We start from the raw sequence: 25,918 nt of genomic DNA on the forward strand, positions 1-25,918 counted from the left end.
CACATGGCGATAACACCTTGGATTCAACATTTTTTTGATGAGCGGACCAATACGTTTAGTTATGTTGTTACTGATCCTGAGACAAAAAAATGCGCCGTAATTGATAGTGTATTAGATTATGATGCGGCTTCTGCGACAACGTATACCCAAAGTGCTGATCAAATTTTAGCTTTTGTTCAACAAAATAGCCTAAGCGTTGAATGGATTCTTGAAACTCATGTCCATGCAGATCATTTGACTGCGTCCCAATACCTAAAAGAAAAGGTGGGGGGTAAAGTTGCTATGAGCCACAATATTAAAATTGTGCAAGATACGTTTTCACAGATATATCATTTAGATATGAAAAGTATTAATGCTCAGCAAGTATTTGATTATCTATTTCAAGATCATGAAGCATTTAAGATTGGCAACTTATCAGCATATAACATACCAACACCTGGACATACCCCAGCATGTTTAAGCTATGTGATCGGTGACGCCGTATTTGTGGGTGATACGCTCTTTATGCCAGATTATGGAACAGCACGTTGTGACTTTCCAAAGGGCAGTGCATCGACCTTATTTGACTCGGTGCAAAACTTGTATCAATTGCCTGAGCAGACACGGGTATTTTTGTGCCATGACTATTTACCAGAAAATCGTTCCGAATATCATTGCGAAAGTAGTATTCAACTACAGAAACAGAGCAATATTCATATCAATGAAAATACTCAAAAACAAATGTTTGTTGATATGCGTCAGCGCCGTGATGCGTCATTGAGTATGCCAAAACTGATTTTACCGGCCATACAAGTGAATATGTGTGCAGGCCATTTCCCTGAGCCTGAGCAAAATGGCATTCGCTATTTAAAGCTCCCTTTGAATTATTTTAAGTAACCCATTCAATTTTATAACAAGGCTGATTATTTCAGCCTTTTTTCATTCACTAAAGCTAGTTAAAATAGCCTAAGCAAAAAAAAATAAAATAATTTCACAATTGATTAAATTCTTAATAGACCACATCATAAAGTGTATTCAAAAGTTAGCCCAAAGATAGCGTTATGATTTTAAATTTCGAACATCATGAAAATCCCAAAAGTAATTCAACCCCTATTATTTTTATTCACGGATTATTTGGTAGCTTAAGTAATTTGGGAATGCTGGCTCGAAGCTATTTTGAAACACATGATGTCATTCAAGTCGATGTTCGCAATCATGGTAAATCAGGGCATGCGACTGATATGAACTATGCAGTAATGGCTCAGGATCTTGTAGAAACCTTAGATTCTTTGAAAATTGAAAAATTCAGTTTGGTCGGGCATTCTATGGGCGGAAAAATTGCTATGTATTTAGCCCAACAACATCCGAATCGAATTGAAAAATTAGCAATACTTGATATTGCACCATTTGCATATACGCAAAATCATCATGATCAAATTTTCAAAGCATTAATAGCTGTTGAACAGGTAACTTTATCTACGCGTAGTGAAGTCATTGCATTGATGAAACAATACATTCAAGAAGAAATGGTTATTCAATTCTTATTAAAATCATGGCATAAAGGACAGTGGCTATTTAATGTAAATGCTTTATATACACATTATGCAGATATTATCTCTTGGCCAACTTCTACAGTATTTACTGGACCTACATTATTTTTAAAAGGTGAAAAATCACCGTATATTGAAAAAGATGAACATTTTGAAGCGATTCGTACCCAATTTCCAAATGCAGACATTCAAAATATTGCAGAAGCAGGACATTGGTTGCATGCAGAGCAAACCACGGCCGTACTTAATACATTAAATAGTTTTTTAAAATAATAAAATGAGTTAAGTTGAAACCATAAAGGGTTTCAATATATATGATTAAAAAAAGGGCATCTGAGCTGAATAAAGCGGAATATCAATGTGAATCCATTTATGGATTCACATTGATATTTGAAGCTTGCAACTGACCTTCTGACGTGAGTTTTTCCGCCATTTCACGCGTTTTTACTAGACCAGGCATGCGGTACTCAGTATGTCCATAATCTTGTATCGATTTCCAACGGCCACCCCAAGTTAAACCGACAGATTCTGCTACTTGGCCGTAGAGTTGATATCCGCGCATGGCCCAAGGGTCACGTTCAGAAATAACCACTTTACCATCACGTTTAAATGCAATATCGGCAGCTAAGCCAAACTGATGATAGCTTTGAAATCCTTTGGCACGAGTTGTATTAATATTCGTCGCTAAGTTATTTTGCCGTTCAGGGCTACGATATCCCTCAAGTAAAACCATCTCGTAGCCATGCTGTTCACGCATCGTTTTCATGACCATCAATAAACGCTGCTTAAAACGCGGATTCATCTTATGCCATTTACGATCAGCTCCAGCTAAATCATTATGGCTATGTGCTTCAAATACGGCGTCATCAGGCATCGTTAAATTTGTTGGGACGGTATTGGTTGCAGAGATTACTGAGTTATTCATGCTTTCTAAGGCCAATGCTTCTGCAATGGCATCTTGTACTAGGTTTTCTTCTACTTCGGCGGGTGCATCTAACATTTCACCATTTAGCATTGCAAAAATCTGTGGATCAACTTTTTTTAGATAGTCAGCTTCCATTTTTGACGCAGTCACGGGTTGAGTAAATGCAAATAATAAAATACTGGAAAACAGTACAGCTCCAGCGATTAATATCCACCATTGTTGTAAATGCCAATGCGATTGAATTTGCTCAGGTGAGGCTGCCGAATTCAGCTCATGTGCAAATTGTTTGGCATTTGTCCAACGATCTTTGCTTTTTGGAATTAAAGATGCAAAAAAACTGTGAAGTATTTGTCTAAGCTCATACGACAGCAATAATGCCGAGACAAAGCTTAAAATTACAAAACATGTAAAAAGCAGAATAATCATGATTCAGCTTTGGGTTCTTTTGGTGTTTCCTTAACTGGCGTAACTGTTTTAGTTACAGTCACCTGTAATGAGCCACGTGGAGACTCTGGTTCAGGTTCTTCAATGACGGTTGGTTTAGTCGGTTTTACGGCTGCTTTAACAACGGGCGTCGGGATAGGTGTAGGCTTAACTTGAGTTTGTAAAGGTCGAGTTTGTGCGGGATTAGGTTTTGTTGTTTTAATGGTATTAACAACAATATTTTTAGGTTCTGTTTGGGTCAAGGCAAATGGATCTTGAGTATGACCAGTAGTAGGTTGTGTCCTTGTCAGCTGTTGCGGTTTTGCTGTTGGATGTTTAAATACATTTACAGGATCAACAGCCTGAACATTAGGGTCATCATTTGAAGTATGAACTGTTTGCTCATGTTGTGTTTGCGTATGATCAGCAATATTTTCATCCGCTGTCATGACACGTGCTGGTGCTACATTCGACTCACTGAGTACATGCTCTTGTAACTCTGTAGGCTGACTTGTAAGAAGATCTGTATTTTTACTGTCACTCGCTTGCATATTCATAAAAATGAAACCTGCAATTGAAATCACAGAAACACCTGCTAAAAAACCAATCACAGCGGTTATTAGGGGTGATATTGTTGTCTTTTTAGTCGATTGTAATATTCGAACATTATTTGATTTTTCGTTTGCCATTTTATTCTAGTCTTATGGTAAATGAATGGTGATATAAGCTTGTTCTGCTGGTGCGCTAATTACGTTTTGATATTTAGATAAAGCAGCATCATTTTGTTTACCCAACATATAGTGTAAGCCCACAAAAGAAATTACAGAAAACAAAAGTAAAAAAATCAAAATCCAAAAGAATGGAAGCTCACGATGAATAATATGTTTGATTTGATCAGGTAAAGCAGCAAAAGGAGAAAATGCGACTTTTTTTCCTTTTAAATAATCAATTTCATCACCAATACGTGAGACCAATAGATTTAGATGCTCTATAGATTCAATACGATATTTACCATGAAATCCTAACAACATGCAGTAGTGATAAACTTCCAGTGCAGCCAGTCGTTCTTTACCTTTACTTCTGATCTCTTCTAATTTCTCAAAAAAACGATAGCCTGCAAGTTGTGAGCCAAACAAAGTCAGCTGTAGTGGGTTTAACATCCAATTATTTTGTAAATCAAAAAAACGTGCATCCTGTTGTGTCACAATCGTTTCATCAATTAATGCGCAAAATGCGTATTTAGCATCCTGTATATCATCGGCATTAAATTGTAATTTACGTGCTTGATGATCAAATCGATTTAATAAATCTATAATTTTTTGTTTAAAGCCTTCCGGATCTGATGGTACATATTGATTTTTTAATAAAAAAACAATGTAAAAACCATCATGTAATAAATCAACCATATTTGCAGATGCAGTTTGTGCTTTGACTTCCGTTTGTGTCGGTACATATCCAGTGCCAATCGTGCCATCATCAAACAGAGAGGGTACATTATTCTTCATATTCATTTTTATATTGCCTTATCCATTCATTACTGCAATCAATTCAATTGAAATATCTTGGAAGCCTGTCGGGATATATACACAAATCGCTTCAGAATCCAGCATGCGTTGATACAATTCATTATTTGGTTCAACTTCAAAATAGCTGACACCAGAACGAACTGGAATTGCCGTTGGGACTTGCATTAAATGTTGCAGTGTCACAGCAGGTAATGCCGCCATGACACGTTGTTCTACATCTACTGTACTACCAACTTTAAAGCGTAGAGGGACATAAGAAATTAAATCATGTGTAGGCATAACACCACTTGAAACAGCCAAATACAGGCGAGTATCACGGGTAATTTTGTCAGACTCTAAACTACCAATCCAATAAGAAGGTCGAGTTTCTTTTAAGCTAATACTGATATAGCGATTTGAAATAATCGTATCTAATAAATCACGTAATATTAGATCAAGCTGACCAAAGCTTTCTTCAAGATGGGTGTGCTTATATTCTGGCAAATGTTCGACATCGTAAGCAGTTGAAAAGGTCAACATAGAACCCGTTAAGCGCAACAACTCAAAATATAAGCGCTCTGGATGAATCAATGGATAACGCAGTAAATGATTCAGCGTTGCATGAGCTGTATTTAATGCATTCACCAACCAAAAAGACACAATATCGCCAGAACGGAATTCAATGAGTTTTTGCTCATTTTCACGGTTATTGGCCTGAATTGTCTTAATTTTCGCTTTAATAATATTTAAAGTTCTTTTTAATCCAGCCAATAAAGAATCACAGGCTGAGATATGTAAAATTGGCGGAATAAATTTAGAATCTAAGATAAAACTGCCAGAACTTTGACGCTTTAAACGACCAATTTGGATATATAAATAGCCATCTAAACTTTGAGCTGGTTCATGTGCATGTTCAAACAATTTTAACTCTGCTCGACGCTTTAATAAGGTAATGTCCGCCAAAGATGCATCTGTAAATAAATCATAGGCTTCAGTCAAGTGAGAATGATATCGACTAGACTGCGTATGTTGTTCAAAACTTAAGTTTTTCTTATTGGCTTGCATAATTGGGAGTGCCAAATATACATGCATTTCATTTTTAAGATTTAACTCATCAAGAAGTACTGGCTCTGGCAGTAAATCTTGTGCCGGCGCTTGATAAATTTCACCATCTTGCCAAATCATCTCAACTTTATTTAGAGCCAAAACTTGTGTCGAAAGTTGTACTTCATCAAAATCTAATTGTTGAATGCCATAAGCAAATGGAACAGTAGATCGTACAGTATGATTTAGTCTTTGCTCGTGATAAGCATCTTGCATTTGGAAGTGTTGGGGTCTAAGGAATAGGCCTTCTCCCCATAATATTTTTTCAGCTTTTAACATTTAAGTTACCAATCATTATTTGCATCATTATTTTGTACGCCCAACATTTCTTGGACATTTTCTAACGGATTTTCATTTTTAATGACTTGGGTTAGCCATTCATGTAATGGCATTTGGCCCCATTTAATAGTTTTTTGTAGCATATAGCTAACAGGACTATGAGGCTCATTGACTTGGAAATAATCCGAAATTTCTTGTAATAAACGCATCGCTTGATCACGATTTGCCAAATGACTTTTTTGTTGTGGTTGAAAAGAGGTTGTACTATGTTCAACATGTATATTGGCAGCCTGTTCTACATGGGGTGTTGTAACATTCATCGGTGTATCAATAGGGGTTGATGGACTGCTTTTATTTTGTTCGGTAGATTGTAAAAAAGCCTCGGCTTTATAAATTTTCTTTAAGTTCAAATGAATACTTTCAATTTGGGAGTCAATTCCAGCAAAACTTGGAGCATCTAATCCCATTAGTTGATCCATCGTATCTTTTAACAATTGCCACTGCGTTAGTGTTTCTAAAAAAGCCTGATAGTTTTGATATTGAATGCTTTTGGATGTATTGAAAAGCGCGTGATCAAATTGCTCCATTAAATTAACGGGATTTTCTTGGTCTTCATCTTCTGTATTTAATTTACGTTTTTGATTTTGTTGATGCAAAAAAGATTCGTAGTCAGAAAGGGTGTAGTACGGCGAAACATTTACCACTGGAATACTTTTGCATAATGTCGGTAAAAGATTAATAAATCCTTGCAATAAACCTAAGCGTTGATCTAAATCTTCATCTTCAATTTCGGGAAATAGCTGAAACCAATAGCTATTTAAACTCTGTTGCATTAGAGCGAGGCTTTTATGTAGGCCATCAAAACCATATAAATGTGCCCATGCTTCCATTAACCACGTATAAAGGCGAATATCCTTGCTTTTTTCAGTAAGCAACTCAATGGTTTGTGATTGAACAAAGGACCAATCTGCTTGTTTTGGTTCAGCTACCCAATCACCTTGATCCAATAAAGGGTCATCTTGTGTTTTTGCCTTTTTTATTGCATGAAATTCATTAGAAAATGAATAATCCGTACCACAAGGCTGTTGCTCGCTAATGGGCTGTAATAGGGTTTCGAGTTCTACACTCATAATTTGCCTTTATTTTTTCTGATTCTATTTAAACTATCTATTTGGCAAGAAGTAATTATAAATATCACTCCTAGCCACATTGGGGTCAAAAGTGTTTATTTAATACTTTCAACTTCTGATTTTTTGCTTTTTTTAGGTTTTACTTTCTTTGTTGTCTTCACATCTGCTACGGGATCAAGTAAATAGATAATCTCATCATCTTTCACATGAATTTCGATATGCTTAGGAATATTATTTTCACTCATAGCAACCAAAATTTTCGTTGCTAATGCAGGTAAAATAGTTGCATTCAAAATGTTATCTACATTACGTGCACCACTATCTACTTCAGTACAGCGACTTAAAAGTAATTCAATTAACTCATCGGTATAAGTTACTTGTGTTGCATATTGTTTTTCTAAGCGTGCCGTAATTTTGCCTAATTTATGATGAATAATACGAACCAGTAAATCATCAGACAATGGATAATAAGGCACAATTCGCATACGACCTAAAAATGCAGGTTTAAATTGTTTGTATAAACTTGGCTTAAGTTGCTCAAGTAATGCTTCTGCTGTAGGCCATTCTTCTATAGGTGCATTTAAGCAAGCTTGCATGATGGCACTTGAGCCTGTATTTGATGTAAGCAATATCGTTGTGTTTTTAAAATCAATCACACGACCTTCACCATCTTCGAGTGTCCCTTTATCAAAGACTTGATAAAATAATTCTTGAACATCGTTGTGTGCTTTTTCAATTTCATCGAGTAATACAACTGCATAAGGATTACGGCGCACGGCTTCGGTTAATACACCGCCTTGTCCATAACCCACATAACCAGGAGGTGCACCTTTTAATGAAGATACCGTATGTGCTTCTTGGTATTCGGACATGTTAATGGTGATTAGGTGTGATTCTCCACCATAAAGTTCATTAGCTAAAGCCAATGCAGTTTCTGTTTTACCAACACCACTTGGACCCACGAGCATAAACACACCTTGTGGTTTATTTGGATCTTCAAGCTTAGCTTTCGATGTCTTAATGCCTTGAACGAGTTGATGAAGGGCATAGTCTTGACCCATGACACGTTGTTCAAGTTTTTCTTCTAAAGTTAATATTTGTTTAATTTCATCATTGACCATTTTGCCAACAGGAATGCCAGTCCAATCGGAAATAATTTCATTAATGATTTGAGCATTTACACGTTCAAAGACCAATGGTGTTTGGCCTTGGCTTGCTTTAAGTTGTTCACGTAAGCTTGCAAGTTTTTGAATTTCTGTTTCGTCAGTTAAATCATTTATTTCAAGTTGCTGAATTTCTCGAACCCATTGTAGTTCTTGCATCCATTGAGTTTTAACCTGCTCAATTTCAGATGCTAAGAGCGACAATTGAGCTTTTAAAGCATCTAAGCGTTCATGATGAATTGGGATGTTTTTATGTTCATTTTCTAAAATGCTTAATTCAAGATTTAAATTGTGCTGTTTCGCTAGTAACTGATCCAATTTAACAGGTTGAGCATTTTGTGTTAGGGCAACCCGTGCTGCTGCGGTATCTAAAACGCTAATGGCTTTATCTGGGAGTTGACGCCCAGTAATATAACGGTGTGAAGCATGAACAGCAGTGACAATGGCTTCATCATCAATTTGCAAATTAAAATGTTGTGCCATGACTGGAATCATAGCCCGCAACATATCAATCGCAACTTCTTCGGTAGGTTCTTCAACTTTTACTACTTGGAAACGACGACTCAAAGCCGCGTCTTTTTCGAAATATTGTTTGTATTCAGCCCAAGTTGTTGCAGCGATAGTTCGTAATTCACCACGTGCTAATGCAGGTTTAAGTAAATTGGCTGCATCATTTTGTCCAGCTTGGCCACCAGCGCCAATTAATGTATGAGCTTCATCAATAAACAGAATAATAGGGTGTACTGAAGCCTGAACTTCTTGAATCACAAGTTTTAAACGATTTTCAAATTCACCTTTGACACTTGCACCAGCTTGTAACAAGCCCATATCTAATACATGCAATTGCACATTTTTTAGAGCATCTGGAACTTGGTTGTTTGCAATTTTTAAAGCCAAACCTTCAACTACAGCAGTTTTACCAACACCAGGTTCCCCAGTTAAAATGGGGTTGTTTTGACGACGGCGCATTAAAATATCGAGCATTAAGCGAATTTCAAATTCACGGCCTATGACTGGATCGATACCACCACTTTTAGCCTTTTCAGTGAGGTTAATGGTAAATTGGTCTAAAGCAGGTGTTTTTGCAACTGGTGTGCTCATGACAGTTGAGTCTGCGTGTTCAATATTTAAATTTTGAACTTGAAATTCATTTTCAACACTTTCATGGCATACATCTAAAAATTTATGCTTCATGGTGTCGATAGGGAAGCGTTCAAATAAGTATGAAGCACGCGCTGCAATTTGATACAAATCAGGTGCAGTCAATAAGGCTACCAATAAGTGACCACTACGAATAATAGGATTTTGTTCTGCTGATGCCAATAACCAAGCTTGTTCTAATAACCGTACTATGGATTGTGCGAAAATTGGTGTACGGGCATTGCCCTTAGGGAGTTGTGTAATACTTTCTTTTAAATCTTGACTTAGGCCATCACGCTCAATTTTGTACTTTTCAGTTAAATAATAAAGATCATTTTTTATATTTGATTGTAGTAATTCTAGAAAAAAATGTTCAATTTCGATCTCATAATTTTGTTGCGATATGCAAGTATTTGCCGATTTCTCGAGACAAATACGCGCATGAGGTGACAATTTTGTGATTAAAATTTTTAAATTATTCATAATTTTCTCAATTTTTAGACACACTTCAGCATATTAAAATTGGGTTTTGCTGAGGTACCTGATTCTAGCTGTTTTTAGTATTTTGTTTTAAATCAATTGTTTATATTAAACAAATCAAAACTATGTTGGATATTTTACATAATTTTTTAAAAAAACAAAGATAATTCCATTGCATGTTAAGACTTAAATACAAAATTATTCAAGAGAAACTGACAAAAATTGTTAATTATTTTCTATTTTTGTATTGACTTCATAGCTAGTTCTTTTGTTAGAATTGTTGGCATATTTTTTAATCAAGAATAATTGAGAGTATGATTGCAAGAAATTTGTGATCAATCTCACATGAATAATATTATATAAATTAAAATTAATACCAAGATAGAGGCTATTTTGAATAAGTATAATCTCATTTTAACGTTTGTCCTTACGGCAAGCTTAATGCAATTCAGCTTTGCAAAAGATCAGACGCAAGAAATCAGTAAATCTTGTTTAAAAGATTATCCGGTTGCTGCGGGTGATACAGATGCTGAACTCATTAATTTTTACAACCAACTTTGTGATAAAGGCAATCGAAAAAATGATGTTTTAAAACAAGAACTATCATTAAAAATTGCACAGCGCTATCAAGGTCTAGGTTATAACTTAAAAGCATTAGAAGTGATCAATCAATTGCGTAGCCAAAATGTGAGCTCACGTGAATTAACCGATGTAACATTTTTGGCTGGTGTAAGTATTGCTCAAAATGCGCTAAATCAAATGCGTTCAACAGAATTACGCTCTTTAACTGAAACGAGTTATGCACCTGCAAAACAACTCGCGGAAACCATTCGCTTTGCTCAGCCGACAGTTGAAAAGCCATTAGAATCTGAAGATGAAAGTTTTAAGAGCAAATCAAATAAGTCATCGAAGTCTTCCTTAAAATCAACGACACAATCGAAAAGAAATAAAAGCACTGTATCCGCAGATAAACCTTCAAAACCTAAAACCGTTGCAAAAACTACTGCAACTGTAAAAAAAGAACAACCCGCTGTTAAATCAGCACCTGCTCATTCTGGCTCATCTCCATTTGCGTCATTAAATAAATAAAAAAATAGGAAATTAAATTATGTCAAAGCGTGAAAGCGTTCAAAAAAAATTACAACGTATACGTCCGCCGCGTGTACAGCTCACTTACGATGTTGAAGTAGGTGATGGTAAAGAAGTAAAAGAATTACCTTTTGTTGTTGGTGTATTAGGTGACTTTTCTGCAGCTTCAGAAGTGGAAAAGACCAAGCTGAAAGATAAAAAGTTTATTAATGTTGATTTAGACAATATTGATGAAGTAATGGAATCTTTAGCACCACGTGCAAGCTTTCAAGTCGAAAATACATTGACTGAAGAAGGTGGCAAAATTGGTGTAGATTTGACCTTTACCAGCATGGCAGATTTTACTCCTGAGCATATTGTACAAAATGTAGACCCGCTTCGTAAGCTTGTGGAAGCGCGTGAGCGTTTAACTGATTTGCGTAATAAAATTTCAAATAATGAACGACTTGAAGATCTATTAGATGATGTTTTAAAAAATACAGATCAAGTACGTAAATTAAGTGCGGAGGTTGAAAGTGAATAATTTTAATACCGCTACAGCATCTGTTGCAGAAGTTGAAAACTATTCTTTACTTGATTCAATTGTTGAGCAAAGTCGTATTGCACGTAATGATCAAGAACATGACCGTGCAAAAAGCCTGATTGGCGAATTAGCCAAAGAAGTGATGGCTGGTACAATTACTGTGTCTGAAAATATGTCACTTTCAATTGATAAGCGTATTGCAGAGATTGATGCATTAATTTCACAACAATTAAGCAAAATTATGCACCATGCAGAGTTTCAAAAAATTGAATCAACTTGGCGTGGTTTATACTATTTTTGTCAAGAAACACCTTCAAACTCTTTAATTAAAATTCGTATGTTGAATACAACAAAAAAAGAATTGGTTAAAGATTTCCAAGGTGCTACAGATTTCGATCAAAGTACTTTATTCAAAAAAATCTACGAAGAAGAGTATGGTTCATTTGGTGGTGCACCTTATGCAACTTTAATTGGTGACTTCGAATTTGATCGTACACCTTCTGATATGTATTTATTAGAACAAATCTCACATGTGGCAGCAGCAGCACACGCACCATTTATTTCAGCAACGTCTTCAGACATGTTTGGTCTAGAGTCATTTACAGATATAGATCGTCCTCGTGATGTGAGTAAAATTTTTGAAACTGCTGAATATGTTCAATGGCGTTCCTTCCGTGAAAGTGATGATGCGCGCTATGTTGCGTTAACCATGCCACGTGTATTAGGTCGTTTGCCTTATCATCCTAAAGAAGGCACCGCAACGGAAGGCTTTAATTACGTTGAAGAAGTGTCTGGTGAAAACCACAATGAATATTTATGGATGAATGCCGCGTATGCCTTTGGTACACGTTTAACCAATGCCTTTGATCAGCATGGTTGGTGTGCAGCAATTCGTGGTGTTGAAGGTGGCGGTTTGGTTGAAGGTTTACCTGTTCATACCTTTAAAACCAATGATGGTGAAGTTGTATTTAAATGCCCAACAGAAATTGCAATTACAGATCGTCGTGAAAAAGAGTTAAGCGACCTCGGTTTTATTCCATTGGTACACTGTAAAAATACGGACTATGCGGCATTTTTTGGCGCACAATCAACGCAAAAACCAAAAAAATATGACAGCGATACGGCGAATGCCAATTCAGCATTATCAAGTCAAATTCAGTACATTATGGCTGTATCACGCATTGCACATTATTTAAAAGCAATGATGCGTGACAAAGTCGGTAGTTTTGCATCTGCAGGTAATGTAGAAGCCTTTTTAAACAGTTGGCTCTCACAATATGTGTTATTAGATGATGGCGCTTCTCAAGAAGCCAAAGCTCAATATCCATTGCGTGAAGCTTCTGTAAAAGTTGTAGAAAACCCAGCTGAACCGGGTCACTACAAATCTGTGGTCTTTTTAAGACCGCATTTCCAGTTGGATGAGTTGTCAGTTTCATTGCGACTTGTTACTGAACTTCCTCAGTCTTCAAATTAATTTTTGATGCAACACTATAATAACTTTAAATAAATAGGAAAATTAAAAATGAAAGATATATACGTACAGTTTCGTGGCAAATACAAAATTGATGGTGAGTCGCGTGATACTGAACATAAAAACTGGCTCGAAGTTAATTCATGGTCACACAATATCCGTCAACCTAAATCAGCAACATCTTCAAGTGTTGGTGGCCATACAGCTGAACGTGTAGAACATTCAGACATGATTTTCGTAAAAGACTTAGATGCAACGAGTCCAAAATTATGGGAAGCATGTTCTGCTGGTTATACTTTTGATGAAGTTCAAATCGATTTCTATCGTGCGAATGGAGACAAACGTATTAAATATCTTCAAATTAAATTGAAACATGTTTTAGTTTCAAGTGTTACACCAAGCGTAAATGATGAAGGTGTTCCGCACGAAGCATTTGGTTTGAAATATGCTGCTGTTGAATGGACATACAACCAACAAGATATTAACGGTACGCAAAAAGGTGCTGTTACTAAGAAGTGGTCATTGTCTAATAACACTGCATCATACGCTGCATAATATTTTTAAAAGTAGGGGTTGGCGTCAGCCAGCCTCTATCATTTTGTTATTTAATATATTTGTAAATACATAAGAATGAAATGAATCTAGATCAACTTTATCCTTTTGGATTTCGAACAACTTTGTTCGATCGCATGCTACCTAACGACCAACAAGCGCAAAGTGGCTTGTCATTAAGTGAACTACGTGAATCCGTTGCATCTGATTTAGAAGATTTACTGAATAGTCGAATGGCGAATTTTGGTGAGTTAATTGAGGATTTTCCTTTGGCTAAAAAGTCAATTTTGCAATTTGGCATTATCGATTTTGTTGGTCTGTCAACTGCAAACCCAACAGATTGTGACAAAATTTGCCAATCCATTGAAAAGTCAATTGCCGCACATGAGCCTCGTTTAAAGCAAATTAAGGTTGAAATGTTGATGGAAGGCAACAATATGGGGGCGCTGTGCTTAAGTATTCAAGCATTTTTAAATATTCATCCTTTATATGAGCCAGTTGTGTTTGATGCTTTATTAAAACCGACCACACAACAATATGTTATTTCCTCTAAAAGCTAAGTGAGTTATCCGTGATTGAAGAGCTACTCCCATATTATGAAAAACAATTACAGGAATTTGCACAGCAATCGCGTGATTTTTCAAACAAATATCCAAAAATTGCACAACGCTTATCTTTAAATCAAGAACAAATTGATGATCCACATATCGAACGTCTTATCCAAGCTTTTTCTTTGGTGGCTGCACGTATTGATAAAAAGTTGGACGATAGTTATGAGGTCTTTACACGTTCTATTTATGAGGTGATGTTTCCTCAATATCTTAAGCCTTTTCCAGCAAGTTCTGTGGTGTCATTTGAAGATATCAATAAAATAAAAACATTGACTGAATTACATTTCATTCCTAGATCGACTATTTTAAAAGCGAAAAGTGTTCGTGGTGTTCAATGTGAGTATGCAACCTCATACGATACGGCGATCATGCCTATTTCCTTGCAAAATATACATTTTAAGACGCATCCAACAGCGCAAATGCATCTAAATCATAATGCGACTTTAAGTTTTGTCTTTGATATTTTCAATAAAAGCCATCGTTTACTAGAACAACAACACCTGCCTATTTACTTAGATGCTATTTCGCATTTTCCATTGCAAGTGCTCGACCATATTTTTAGAAAAGGAACGCATTTTAGTATTAAAGCAGGTCAAGAAAGTTATGATATTGCTAATCCTTTTAGCTTAATGGGTTTTGATGAGGCTGATGGAATATTACCGTTAGATCAGCATACGCATCATGCTTATCGTTTACTCATGGAATATTTTTGCTTTCCTGAAAAATTTAATTTTTTAAAACTTAATTTGAATGCTATCTCACATTTAGCTTTGGAACATTCTAGCTTTGAGTTGCAAATTCATTTTAAATTAAATTTAAATGACCAAGCTTCTATACGAAATTATTCAGAGTTAAGCACCGCTAATTTTAAATTATTTGCAACGCCAATTATCAATTTATTTAAAAAGCAGGCAGAACCACAAAAAATTAATCATAAGCGCATGGATTATCCATTGGTCACAGATGCGCATCATCCTGATTATTTTCAGGCGTATTCAATTTTAAAAATGAATATGGTCCGTGAAAAAAGTGCACAAGATGAAGTTATGCATCCTATTTTACCGTTCTTTGCGATGAGTCATTATCAGCATGATCAGGTCAAGTTTTTTTATAGCTTAAAAACTTCAGGTTTAAATAATAAATCACAAGAAATGAGTTATAGCATTATTTCTAAGTCATTGGATCCTGCGAGTACAAAATCTGATTTTATTAGTACTGAACTTTTGTGTACGAATCGTGATTTACCTTATGAAAGTTATAACAAAGACCAAAATATATTAACGCTAAATGATAGTAGTTTGGCGCGACGTGCATTAATGCTGAAACGTCCAACACAACCTTTTTATTTTGAGCAAAATAAGCAAGAACAATGGCGAATTATTTCTCAGCTTTCATTAAATAATATGTCGTTAATGAAAGGGGATTCCGTTGCTCATATTAAAGAGCTTCTAGAGTTATATAACCTACCAAAGAGTAAAGAAAATCAATTAATTATAGATGCGATTAAAGAAATCGACTTTTCACTTGCGCAAAAATTAGTGAATAGCAAACCATTTCCATTATTTGTACGTGGTGTCAAAGTAAAAATAAGCTTGGATTTAGAGGTTTTTCGTGGGTTTAGTGCCTATATTTTTAGTCAGTTGTTAAGTCATGTCTTTAATTTAAGAGTTAATTTGAACAGTTTTGTTGATGTCGAAATATTTGACGTACACACCCAACAGGAGATATACCAATGCGTGCAGAACGTTGGTGGCAAAATGCTTCTGTAATCCAAGGATTGTTTGATCAACCTCAAAGTTATGATTTTGTTCAGGCCGTACGCTTGCTTAGGCACGCACCTGTAAAAACGCAACAGCATTGGTCTTATGACTTTAACTTTCGAAGTTCTCTCAATTTAACATTTCCATTAACTGAAATTGAAAGTTTGAAGCTTGAGGATGAACAAGTCTATTTAACCAATTTAATTATTGGCCTAACGGGCATGCAAGGGGCTCTACCTTATAGCTATACCAATAAAATAAAGCTAAGTGGCCGGCATCAACGTGATGAAACTTTAAGTTTTTTATCGCTATTCAATCATAAGTTAACCGCACAATATGTTGATGCGAGTATTAACTATCAGCTACCGATCCGTTATGAAATTGAAAATGAAAATAGTTATTTAAATATTATTCATGCATTAGCAGGTTATGTCAGTGAACAGCATGCACAGCAAGAATTAGATGATTATTTTGCTGAATTTTCGGGTTTGATGCAGGGGCAAAACAATAATGCACATGCCTTAAAAACCATGTTGAACTGTATTTTTAGTCAACATTTCGATATTACAGAATTTATTTCTGAGAAATTTAATTTAGCACCTGATCAGCAAACTTGTCTGGGGGGGACGCATGATTTTATGCTGGGAATAAATACATTTTGTGGCAGTACAGTTCGTCAAATTGATGAAAAAATTGAAATTGTGATCGGGCCTTTAACACGTGAAGATTATCTAAGTTTTTTACCTCATCAAGAGCAAAGTATAAAACTAAAAAAAATTATTCAAACTTGGTGTACACCGACATTAACTGTAGATGTACGACTTATTTTAAAAAAACAAGAGATTCAGCCTTTGTGTTTGAGTGCAAATAGCCATTGCGGTTTATCTCAAGGGGCTTTTCTAATGCCTACACAACAGCAAGACAATGCTGAAACGTGTTATGCATTAATTGGTGGACAATAACAATGATTAAATTATTTCTTAGCACCTTGATTGGCTTAGTTATTTTAGTAAGTGCCTGTGTGATTTATTTTTGGCGTGATACTGCTTATGACCCATCTGCAATAGATTTAGGTCTATATTTTTTAGCTTTACCGTTAATGATCACGACTGTTATTTTTGCACCTGTCTTCATCATTAAAGCAATGAAGGCTCAAAAAGAAAAAAAGCAACTGCAAGCTGAGCAAGAAGCTTTGCGTTATGAACAACAACAAATTGATGCCTTAGAACGTGAGCGTCCAAAAGAATTACCAAGTGAGAAATTTGAACTGCATATTTATTCTGCACATTCTTGGCATAGTTTTGGTGAAAATACTGAAATCATTGACAGTATTAAAGCGTTTAAAAGTCCTGAGCTGGACCAAAAACTTATGAATAGCTATGGTTTGCCTATTTTAAGTTATCGTATTCAGGACTTAGATGATTTGATTGATTCAACCTTAGATGAGGATGATCTGCCAGTCATGAGTATGAGAGAAAAACGGATCCATTCTTTAATACGTCAGCAATTTGAACAGCATGCTGAAACTTTAGCGATGGTTTCCAATCATTTAAAGCAATCAGCATTATTTTATGATAGTGAATTGGCTTACCAATACAAAATGCATCCAGGCTGGACGCAAGAAAATTTTGTAGATGATCATGAAGATGATAAAACACCTGTACAGGAAGTGCCACGCTTAAATCGTTTTACTGTACATATTTTATTGGCTGAAAACTTAATTCACCAATGGAATGAGCAAAGTAAATTTGAACTTCAGGAAGCATTGAGCATTCAATATGCGATTTTGCCTGAGCAAATTCAGATTGAGCATCATTTTTTTAGTAGCCAAACAGCCTATAGTGAATGGACAAAATTACTCAAAGATGCCGCGAATACAGCCAATGAAGTGAAATTTTTAATTAGTGTAGATTCAGAAATTGATCAGGAATGTTTAGATGAACGCTTTTGGTTAAATGAGCAGTATATTGCCTCTGAATTTGTATCAAGTTGGTGTGTAGCGAATACATCGACAGTATTACTTGATTTACAACCGCTTACTACATTATGGTTGAGCGTGAATGAAAATAATTTTTCGAATTATTTAAAAAATAATCAATTAAATGAATTAGAGCAGTTTCAGCAAGAGCATCCCTTTGTATTGGTATTAGATGATGCGAACGATGTTAAAACAACCAAAACCTTACAGTGCGTATTTGAAGACACTGCGATAGATTTTCATCATTTTTTATATACAAAACAAAATCTTGGACATACACAAAATTTATCAAAAGTATTTGGTTTTATGCTGGGTATGCACCTGCCAGAAGAGATGATCAATATGATTTACAGTACCGAGCAAGATTCAACGTATGCTTTTTTCAAAGCTTATGAATTTGATCAGTCTGAAACAGTCATTACTCAAAATTAAGAAAGTATAAAGAGAATAACGTGAGCACATTATTTTATACCTTGCTTGGCTATGTGTGGCAGTATGTCACTAACCCCAAAGCAATGATGGCACTGTCAATATTTGTTGCTTTAATTGCAATGAATAATTCCGTACCGCCTAAGATTTTTTGGATTTTAGTCGCGATTTACATCATTGGCTTAATTATTTGGGGCATTTATGAGCTAGTTCAATATCGAAAAAATCGCCAACAAGGTGAAGAACTAGCCGAAGCTATTGCTAAAGATACAGAGTCTGAATACGGAAAACAAAAAGATAAAGAAGAATTGCAGTTAATTCATCAGCAAATGAAAGACTCAATTCAATTGATCCGTAAGTCTAAGCTTGGTGATAAAAAGGGCAATGCTGCTTTATATGAATTACCGTGGTACATGGTGATTGGCAATCCTGCAGCAGGTAAAAGTTCTGCAATTTACAATTCTGGTTTACGCTTTCCGTTTGAAGAAACACATCAAAAGATGGTGTCTTCGGGCTTAAGTGGGACACGAAATTGTGATTGGTTTTTTTCAACTGAAGGTGTATTGCTTGATACGGCGGGGCGTTATTCTGTTTATGCAGAAGACCATAATGAATGGTTAGGTTTTTTAGGCTTACTGAAAAAAAATCGTTCTAAAGCACCTGTAAATGGCCTAATTTTGGTCGTTAGTGTGGCGGAATTAGTAAGTCAAAGCCCAGAAAAAACCATTAAATTAGCAAAAAACTTGCGTGCACGAGTGCAAGATATTACCGAGCGCCTAGAAATTTTTGCACCTGTATATGTTGTTTTTTCTAAAATGGATTTGATTGCAGGATTTACTGAATTTTTTGAATGTTATGACAAAGATGAATTTGATCAAGTCTGGGGTGCAACTTTACCTTATGATCCAAATACATCAGATCAGGCGACTGAGTTATTTGAAAAACACTACGGTTTGTTATATGACGGTTTAAAGGGTGTAAGTACAACACATCTTAGTCGCCGCCATTCACAAAATATTTCGCCAAGTGTTATGACCTTTCCATTGGAATTTAAAACCTTAAAACCTGTTTTAAAAACCTTTATTGGCACATTATTTCAAGACAATCCCTATCAGTTTAAACCGGTTTTTCGTGGCTTCTATTTTACCAGTGCTTTACAAGAAGGTACGATTGAAAGCCCAATGACTGAGCAATTGGCGGAAGATTTTCACTTAATTCGTAGTGATGATACCAATTTTGGGGTACCGACCAATTCTATTTCTCAAGATCATGGTTATTTCTTAAAAGGGCTATTTTCAAATGTTATCTTAAAAGATAAAAACCTTGTAAAACAGCATATTAATCCTGCAAGAAAGCGTCAGCGCTTTATGTCATTTTTAGGCGCTTTAATTGCAGTTGCAATTATTTTGAGTGTTTGGGTGTGGTCATATCGAAATAACCAACAGTTAATTGCTGAAGTTCAAGCCGATTTAAATAAAGTCGTGCAAATGGAAAATAATGCTTCAGGAAATTTAGCAACACAAATGGATGCTTTGCTCATTCTACAAGGTCATTTACAACAACTTGATCATTTTGATGAGGATCGACCTTTAAAATACAGCTTCGGTTTGTATCAAGGCAATGCAGTGCGTGAAAAATTGAAGGCAGAATATTTGAAGGGCATCCAACAAATTGTACTTCAACCTGCACAACAGAACATGGCGCAATACTTACAACGTGTAAAAAGTAATGAAGCAACTTTGCGCGAAAATCATGTCAATGTGAAGTTAAATCAAGCTGTTCAAAGTAAGCAACCATATTTAGAACCTTCAGATACAAGCCCACAAGATGCTTATAATGCTTTAAAAGCTTATTTAATGTTAAGTAATCCTCAGTACAGAGAATCAAGTCACTTAAGTGATCAAGTAACGCGTTTTTGGCGTTCATGGTTAGACTCAAACCGCGGTCAAATGGAACGTGGTGACATGATTCAAAAAGCGGAGCAGATTTTATCTTATGCGATGACCTTGGCCAATGATCCGCAGTTTCCACGTATGGATTCTGACACACAATTGGTAGATCAAACACGACAAATCTTAATGTCAGTAAGTACAGGCATACCTGCACGAGATCGCGTATACAACGAGATTAAAATGCGTGGATCGGTTCGCTTTCCTGCACTAACGGTGAAACAAATCATTGGTGAAGCCGGTCAGTCTACAATGTTGGGTTCTTATGCCTTACCAGGGATATTTACTTATCAAGCTTGGGACAATTATGTAAAAGATGCCATCGAACAAGCGGCCAATAGCCCAACCGATTCTAAAGACTGGGTATTGAATATGAACCAATCAGATGATTTGACCTTTAGTGGCAGTCCTGAGCAAATTCGTAAACAGCTTACCGAGTTATATAAGCAAGAGTACATTGCTGAATGGCGTAAATTCTTAAATGCTACGCATTATGCAAAAGGCAACAGTTTTGCACAGCAAGTTAAAATTATTGATGTGCTTGGCGAGCCTGAAAATTCACCAATTCGTATCGTGTTGAACCGCGTTGCGCAAGAAACCAGTTGGGATAATCCAGTCGTACAAGCAGAGTTAGCTGCACCTCAAAAAGGATTTATTGCATGGTTTAAACGCAAAGTACTCAGCCGTGATGAAGCTAAAATTGCACAAAGCAATGCATCTACTGCTACACAAGGTGTGATCTCAAAAGAATTCCAAATGTTCTATCAGTTGGTGCGTAAACGTGACGATTTACAAAATAAATCCTTACTCGATGAATATATGGCAAACCTAGGTCAAGTCCGCAGTAAGTTTAATGATTTACGTAGTGCTGGTGACATAGGCCCAGCCAGTATGGCTTTGGTTAAACAAACCATTAACGACCAAACGTCGGTATTCAACATTACACAAAAATATGTTGATGAAAAAATGGCAGTGGGCTTGAAAGAAGCTGATCAACAGCAATTACAAAAACTTTTGATGGCACCATTAACACAGTCATTTGAAACTTTGGTGATTCCAGCACAAGATGAGTTAAATAAACTGTGGACGATTCAAGCTTATCAACCATTTGGCACCAATTTATCAAATAAATATCCATTTAAAGCTGGTGCAACTGTACAAGCAACAAGCAATGAAATTGGTCAAATTTTTGGTGAAAATGGCAGTATTGCACGCTTTGTAAAAGAGTATCTTGATCCACTGGTTATTCGCCGTGGTTATACCTTAACGTCTAAGACATGGAAAGATTTAGGTATTAGCTTAAATCCACAATTTGTGGCGAGCTTTCAAGCTTATGTTGCGCCAAGTAATGGTGTGGCAACGGGTGAACTAAACCAGAATTCATCAGCACCTGCAGCAACAAACCAATCTAATTTCCAATTCTACCCACAAGAAAATACGCAATTATTGTCTTATACCGTGGAAATTGATGGACAGCGCATGGTGTTTGAAAACGGGGTACAACAGTGGGTGAACTTCATTTGGCCAAATAAGGGCGCGATTCCAGGCGCACGTATTACAGCCATAGATTTAGAAGGCAAAACACATACGATTGTTGATGAACCTGGTGAATATGGTATTAACCGTTTAATTGAAGGGGCAACACGAACACAGTCGGGGAATACCTTTGAAATGTTGTGGCGTAGTAAAGAAGATCCAAAACTGTTTGTAAAAATGAATTTCCGCCTCATTAGTGGTAGCGGAACAGCTGGCATAGGTTCAAATCAGGGCTATAACGGAATGATTTTGGCCGATAAAGTTGTTACGAGTAAAGCAGTGCGTGTTGTGGCAGCACAAACAATAAATACAACACAAGCACCAGTAGCGGCATCTGCACCATCACCAGTACCGCAAGGTCAAACTGGGAGCGCGCCATGATGTATCTAAAATATGTAAACATGGATGTTTGAAGGGGAAAATAGCATGTACGAAGTCAAAACGACCCCTTTGTATTATGGAAAATGCCCAGCCCGAGGTGACTTTTTAAAGACACGCGGGCAGTATTCTCTCATACAATTGATCGATCAATGGATGACTGAAGCGCTTGAACATGCCATGCAAAATCAAGCGTTTCAGGAAAAATATGCGAACCTACCATCGTTGGACTTTTTTATTGCTAGTCCACAAGATAAAAGGTTTTTAGTTGCTAACTTAATTAGTAGTGAAGACAGTTCTGGTCGTCAATTTCCTATGGTGCTATGTCATCTGTTAGAAATTGATGATCCACAGGACAATATTCAATATGCACCATACCGTTATAAACAAACGCTCATTGATTTATATCAACGTAATCGAATTATGCGTTCTATTCGAGATCCAGATATTTTATTGGATAAATTGAGTAAATTAAGTGATGACATTCAAATTTTTGGTACAGATGAAACGGCTTCATTCTATGAACATCATACGGTACATTCGTTCGCCAAATTATTGCATTTAAGTACAGAGCAATTGGCTCAAAGCATGATTGCTCTGGGTTTACTATTACAACCTGTAATAAAACAAGGGACCTCGAAACTAAATAAAGTTCTGATTTTACCTATTAATAATATTAGTTATTGCTATGAAATTGCAGCTTTTTGGGTCAATTTGATCAGCAGGTTTGTGGCAAAGCAAAATGCCGAGCTACTCATTGGCATTTTACATAGCGATGCGCCTGTACTGTTATTTGGTTTCCAAGGTGCTGATATTCGTGCATTAAGTGATATATTCACACAAAATATGCAAAGTGATCATTGGGTGTCGTTAACAGCTACTGAATGGATCGAGCCATATTTAGAGCAAAATGCTGGTTTAGCAACCTTGGAGCAAGGTTTGTGTGAGCGTCAAATGAGTTTGGCTCAAGCATTTAAGTTATTTAGACAAACTTTCATTGAAGTCTAGTGATCACAAAAAAGACCAAATTATGGGCATACTCTCATGAAGATAAATTCTAAAGTAATGGAAAACAATAAATTAATTAGGCAATGGTTGATGCTTATATCTACTTTAAGCCTCAGTTTTATAGCATTTGCACAAGAACCGATTATTGTGGAAGGCGCTGTACCAAATGAGATGGCCAAGCAGGAAATCTTAAATAAACTGTATACCACCTATGGGCGTGAAAATGTCGTCGATAAGATTCAAGTTAAGATGGTCACCGCGCCAAACGGGTGGAGTAGTAATGTCAGTGCCACCATTAATGATGATCTAAAAAAAGTGAAACAAGGTAGTTTAACTGTACGTGGTACACAGGTGAATTTAACAGGGAAAGTCACGAACCCCAATGATATACAGCCAGCAGCACAACGCTTACAAAGTTTAGTACCCAATTATAAAGTAAATGCTCAGTTGAGCGTAAATGCAGCTGAACAACAAATTATTGATGCAACACTCAAAAATCGAATTATTGAGTTTGAATCGGGCAGTGCTGTTTTAGCACCGTCAGGTACTCAAATTTTAGATGAAATGGCTGTAGCCTTAAATAAAGTGGGTGGAAAAAAGGTCAAAATTATTGGCCATACTGATAGTTCTGGAGATCCTGCTAAAAATTTAAGCTTAAGCCAAGAAAGAGCTGTTGCGGTTAAAAACTACCTTGTTGGTAAAAACATTAATGCAGACAGTATGTCAACAGAAGGTTTGGGTTCGAATAAACCTGTTGCAGATAATACAACGCCTGAAGGCCGTAAGAAAAATCGTCGTATAGAATTTGAAGTACTATAAATTTCATACTTTATTCGAATTAAAAAACCGTTCTAAAAACGGTTTTTTAAACAATTATGTAATGACATTTAAATTGCATTGTCATTATTTTGTAGATTTAAAGGTGACAAACATGAGGTTAATCTTGAATTCTGCGCCACGGTCGCGCAGATTCAATTTGGTATGCCAGCTCTATAAGTGTTTTTTCATCACCTAAATTGGCAGAAAATTGCATACCGATAGGCAAGTGGTATTCTTGAGTATAACTCATAGGCAATGAAATGGCTGGTGCACCTGCGATGTTTTGAATCGGGGTAAATGTTACATAATTTTGAATACGCTGAAATAGTTCATCAAACTCTAATTGCGGGGAAATATAGCCGAGTTTTGGCGTTGTATGTGCGAGTACAGGTGAAAGTAAGACATCATAATGTTGGAAAATTTGTTGGTATTGGCTTTGTATTTGTTTTAATCGATAGATAAATAAAGGTGTTTTATAAAAATTACTTTTATAGAGTTGGGCTAAACCACAGGTTAAATGATCTAATTTTTGGCGTTCAAAATCACTTCCAAATAGTCTATTACCAAAAGTAAGTAACATAAAAGAAAGTAAGCCCCAGTAATGACTAAAGTCATCTACAAAGTTTTGAGTAAAGGGCAGTTGATAATATTCAACATGATGGCCAAGAGATTCCAATAACTGAGCCGTTTCTTCTAAGCTTACCGTAGTTTCTAAATCAACATTGCCAGTAATTGATTGCTGTATAACACCAATGCGAAGCTTTCTATTTGTACTGTGCTCAATCTTTCCAATTTTAGGAAGTTTTGGATTCACATAACGTTGTTCCATGCCTGCAAAGAAATGTGCAGTATCCCGAACACTGCGTGTAACAACGCCTTCAGAAATAATATTAATTGGTAACATGCTGGCAGCATCACTATTATAAGTGCGACCACGTGTTGGTTTTAAGCCAATTAAACCACTGCAAGCTGCTGGAATTCTGATGGATCCACCACCATCATTTGCATGTGCAATAGGCACAACACCAGAGGCAACTAATGCTGCTGAGCCACCAGATGATGCACCACATGAATAATCTGTATGCCATGGGTTTTTTGTTGCGGAACCATCTTGGTATTCTGTGGTTGCATTTAAGCCAAATTCAGGCAAATTACTTTTACCTAAAACAATAAAACCTTGATCTAAAATCTGTTGACTAATTTTAGGGTGTTTTTTTACAGCTGTACTATGGATTGCTTGAGAACCATGATGTGTAGGTAATCCTATGAAGTCTGTATTGTCTTTAAAGAAAAAAGGAACACCTGAAAAAATGCCTGTTGATGATTGATTTGAATTAATATTCTCTAATGCATTGTCAAAACGCTCTGATGCAATTGCATTAAGTTCTGGATTTACTTTTTTTGCGCGTAAAATAGATGCTTGAATAACTTCTTTTGAAGAAATTTCTTTATTTTTAATCAGTTGAGCAATTTTTACAGCATCAAAATCTTCTAAAACATCATTAGTGAAGCTGTGTACACGTTTAATTTGTGTATTTTGCATTATAAGTCCTTATTTTTTAATATTTTAAATCCATTTTTATACTTTGACATAATGTATTGTCAAGTTGATTATATGCTGTGAAGGAAAAATAGGCAATGTAGTCAAATATGGTCAGCTTGATTAACTGACTCTATTTATAGGGAAAATTGCTACATGTAAGAGTAAAATTTTAAGACTATGGATCTTTACTTTATATAAGGGCATCAAATTATAAAGCTGTTAAAAACAACTATGCATTTTTAAAAGTAGAGGTTCAACATACTTAAAGAATCTAATGATAATTTTATGGAATTAGAATTTTACTTGCATAAATAGATAAATATTGAAAACTTCAATGTTGAAGCTCTATACATAATTTGTGAACCGTATTGGTACATTAGAGATTTTATCTACGGCTAAGTTAAAAGTTCTATTATTTGTGAGGAATATAGTGAAAGTTGATACTAGCTTGATAGTGATATATTTGTTATTCACCAATTAAAATGTCTATGCGATAAACCATTTAAAATGTCCTGTTTTTAACTGCAAGAGTCAAGAACAGGATTTAAATATCTTTGTTCAATAACAGCTTTCTGAGCTTTACGACTCGGCATA

Annotated in this window: 20 protein-coding genes; 13 read left to right on the plus strand and 7 right to left on the minus strand. The window is 35.9% G+C overall.

Translation table 11 applies throughout. The features are described from left to right. Positions 1 to 3 precede the first annotated feature (3 nt). On the plus strand, positions 4 to 876 hold the full coding sequence (locus HYG93_RS16905) for an MBL fold metallo-hydrolase (RefSeq protein WP_120366138.1): 873 nt from the start codon (positions 4 to 6) through the stop codon (positions 874 to 876). 164 nt (positions 877 to 1,040) lie between these two features. Further along, entirely contained in the window at positions 1,041 to 1,802 is a 762-nt protein-coding gene (locus HYG93_RS16910) for an alpha/beta fold hydrolase (RefSeq protein WP_120366137.1), read from the plus strand. 97 nt (positions 1,803 to 1,899) lie between these two features. Here HYG93_RS16910 and HYG93_RS16915 read toward each other — a convergent pair whose 3' ends face one another. The 6 genes from HYG93_RS16915 to tssH form a co-directional block, all read right to left on the minus strand. Then, positions 1,900 to 2,880, minus strand: coding sequence for a M15 family metallopeptidase (locus tag HYG93_RS16915; RefSeq protein WP_106986329.1), 981 nt, complete (start codon positions 2,878 to 2,880; stop codon positions 1,900 to 1,902). After that, entirely contained in the window at positions 2,877 to 3,566 is a 690-nt protein-coding gene (locus HYG93_RS16920; RefSeq protein WP_147395695.1) for a hypothetical protein, read from the minus strand. Before HYG93_RS16920 ends, HYG93_RS16915 begins: the two co-directional genes overlap by 4 nt. 12 nt (positions 3,567 to 3,578) lie before the next feature. Then, entirely contained in the window at positions 3,579 to 4,388 is an 810-nt protein-coding gene (icmH, locus tag HYG93_RS16925; RefSeq protein ID WP_106986327.1) for a type IVB secretion system protein IcmH/DotU, read from the minus strand. A gap of 12 nt (positions 4,389 to 4,400) precedes the next feature. Further along, positions 4,401 to 5,765 carry a type VI secretion system baseplate subunit TssK gene (gene tssK, locus HYG93_RS16930; RefSeq protein WP_106986326.1) on the minus strand — a complete coding sequence of 455 codons (1,365 nt, stop codon included), beginning with the start codon at positions 5,763 to 5,765 and terminating at the stop codon, positions 4,401 to 4,403. A 5-nt stretch (positions 5,766 to 5,770) separates the two neighbouring features. Further along, entirely contained in the window at positions 5,771 to 6,895 is a 1,125-nt protein-coding gene (tssA, locus tag HYG93_RS16935) for a type VI secretion system protein TssA (protein WP_106986325.1), read from the minus strand. A 95-nt stretch (positions 6,896 to 6,990) separates the two neighbouring features. Next, the gene (gene tssH / locus HYG93_RS16940; RefSeq protein WP_178962708.1) at positions 6,991 to 9,684 is read right to left on the minus strand and encodes a type VI secretion system ATPase TssH; all 2,694 of its coding nucleotides are present in this window, start codon (positions 9,682 to 9,684) and stop codon (positions 6,991 to 6,993) included. A 387-nt stretch (positions 9,685 to 10,071) separates the two neighbouring features. Here tssH and HYG93_RS16945 point away from each other — a divergent pair, with 387 nt between their 5' ends. From HYG93_RS16945 to HYG93_RS16995, 11 genes are all read left to right on the plus strand, one after another. Continuing rightward, positions 10,072 to 10,767, plus strand: a complete 696-nt coding sequence (locus tag HYG93_RS16945; protein WP_227865771.1) for a hypothetical protein — start codon at positions 10,072 to 10,074, stop codon at positions 10,765 to 10,767. A gap of 19 nt (positions 10,768 to 10,786) precedes the next feature. Next, positions 10,787 to 11,290 carry a type VI secretion system contractile sheath small subunit gene (gene tssB / locus HYG93_RS16950; RefSeq protein ID WP_106986323.1) on the plus strand — a complete coding sequence of 168 codons (504 nt, stop codon included), beginning with the start codon at positions 10,787 to 10,789 and terminating at the stop codon, positions 11,288 to 11,290. Further along, complete coding sequence (tssC, locus tag HYG93_RS16955) at positions 11,283 to 12,764, plus strand: type VI secretion system contractile sheath large subunit (RefSeq protein WP_106986322.1); 1,482 nt, start codon at positions 11,283 to 11,285, stop codon at positions 12,762 to 12,764. Before tssB ends, tssC begins: the two co-directional genes overlap by 8 nt. A gap of 48 nt (positions 12,765 to 12,812) precedes the next feature. Further along, complete coding sequence (locus HYG93_RS16960; protein ID WP_106986321.1) at positions 12,813 to 13,316, plus strand: type VI secretion system tube protein Hcp; 504 nt, start codon at positions 12,813 to 12,815, stop codon at positions 13,314 to 13,316. Between the two features lie 80 nt (positions 13,317 to 13,396). After that, positions 13,397 to 13,873, plus strand: a complete 477-nt coding sequence (gene tssE, locus HYG93_RS16965; RefSeq protein ID WP_106986320.1) for a type VI secretion system baseplate subunit TssE — start codon at positions 13,397 to 13,399, stop codon at positions 13,871 to 13,873. Positions 13,874 to 13,884: 11 nt separating this feature from the next. Next, the gene (gene tssF, locus HYG93_RS16970) at positions 13,885 to 15,693 is read left to right on the plus strand and encodes a type VI secretion system baseplate subunit TssF (protein WP_106986319.1); all 1,809 of its coding nucleotides are present in this window, start codon (positions 13,885 to 13,887) and stop codon (positions 15,691 to 15,693) included. After that, positions 15,657 to 16,646 carry a type VI secretion system baseplate subunit TssG gene (gene tssG, locus HYG93_RS16975; RefSeq protein WP_106986318.1) on the plus strand — a complete coding sequence of 330 codons (990 nt, stop codon included), beginning with the start codon at positions 15,657 to 15,659 and terminating at the stop codon, positions 16,644 to 16,646. The genes tssF and tssG overlap by 37 nt, the downstream gene beginning before the upstream one ends. Positions 16,647 to 16,648: 2 nt before the next feature. Beyond that, the gene (locus HYG93_RS16980; protein WP_106986317.1) at positions 16,649 to 18,094 is read left to right on the plus strand and encodes a hypothetical protein; all 1,446 of its coding nucleotides are present in this window, start codon (positions 16,649 to 16,651) and stop codon (positions 18,092 to 18,094) included. 20 nt (positions 18,095 to 18,114) lie between these two features. Next, entirely contained in the window at positions 18,115 to 21,957 is a 3,843-nt protein-coding gene (tssM, locus tag HYG93_RS16985) for a type VI secretion system membrane subunit TssM (RefSeq protein ID WP_106986316.1), read from the plus strand. A gap of 45 nt (positions 21,958 to 22,002) precedes the next feature. Next, positions 22,003 to 22,962: a type VI secretion system-associated protein TagF gene (gene tagF / locus HYG93_RS16990; RefSeq protein WP_106986348.1), complete on the plus strand. Its 960-nt coding sequence runs from the start codon at positions 22,003 to 22,005 to the stop codon at positions 22,960 to 22,962. A gap of 36 nt (positions 22,963 to 22,998) precedes the next feature. After that, positions 22,999 to 23,781 (plus strand): OmpA family protein, encoded by a 783-nt coding sequence (locus HYG93_RS16995; RefSeq protein ID WP_106986315.1) that lies wholly within the window; start codon positions 22,999 to 23,001, stop codon positions 23,779 to 23,781. Positions 23,782 to 23,899: 118 nt separating this feature from the next. Here HYG93_RS16995 and HYG93_RS17000 read toward each other — a convergent pair whose 3' ends face one another. Next, entirely contained in the window at positions 23,900 to 25,324 is a 1,425-nt protein-coding gene (locus HYG93_RS17000) for an amidase (protein ID WP_106986314.1), read from the minus strand. Between the last annotated feature and the right edge of the window lie 594 nt (positions 25,325 to 25,918).

Source organism: Acinetobacter sp. SwsAc6 (assembly GCF_013391565.1).
Taxonomy (GTDB): Bacteria; Pseudomonadota; Gammaproteobacteria; order Pseudomonadales; family Moraxellaceae; genus Acinetobacter; species Acinetobacter cumulans.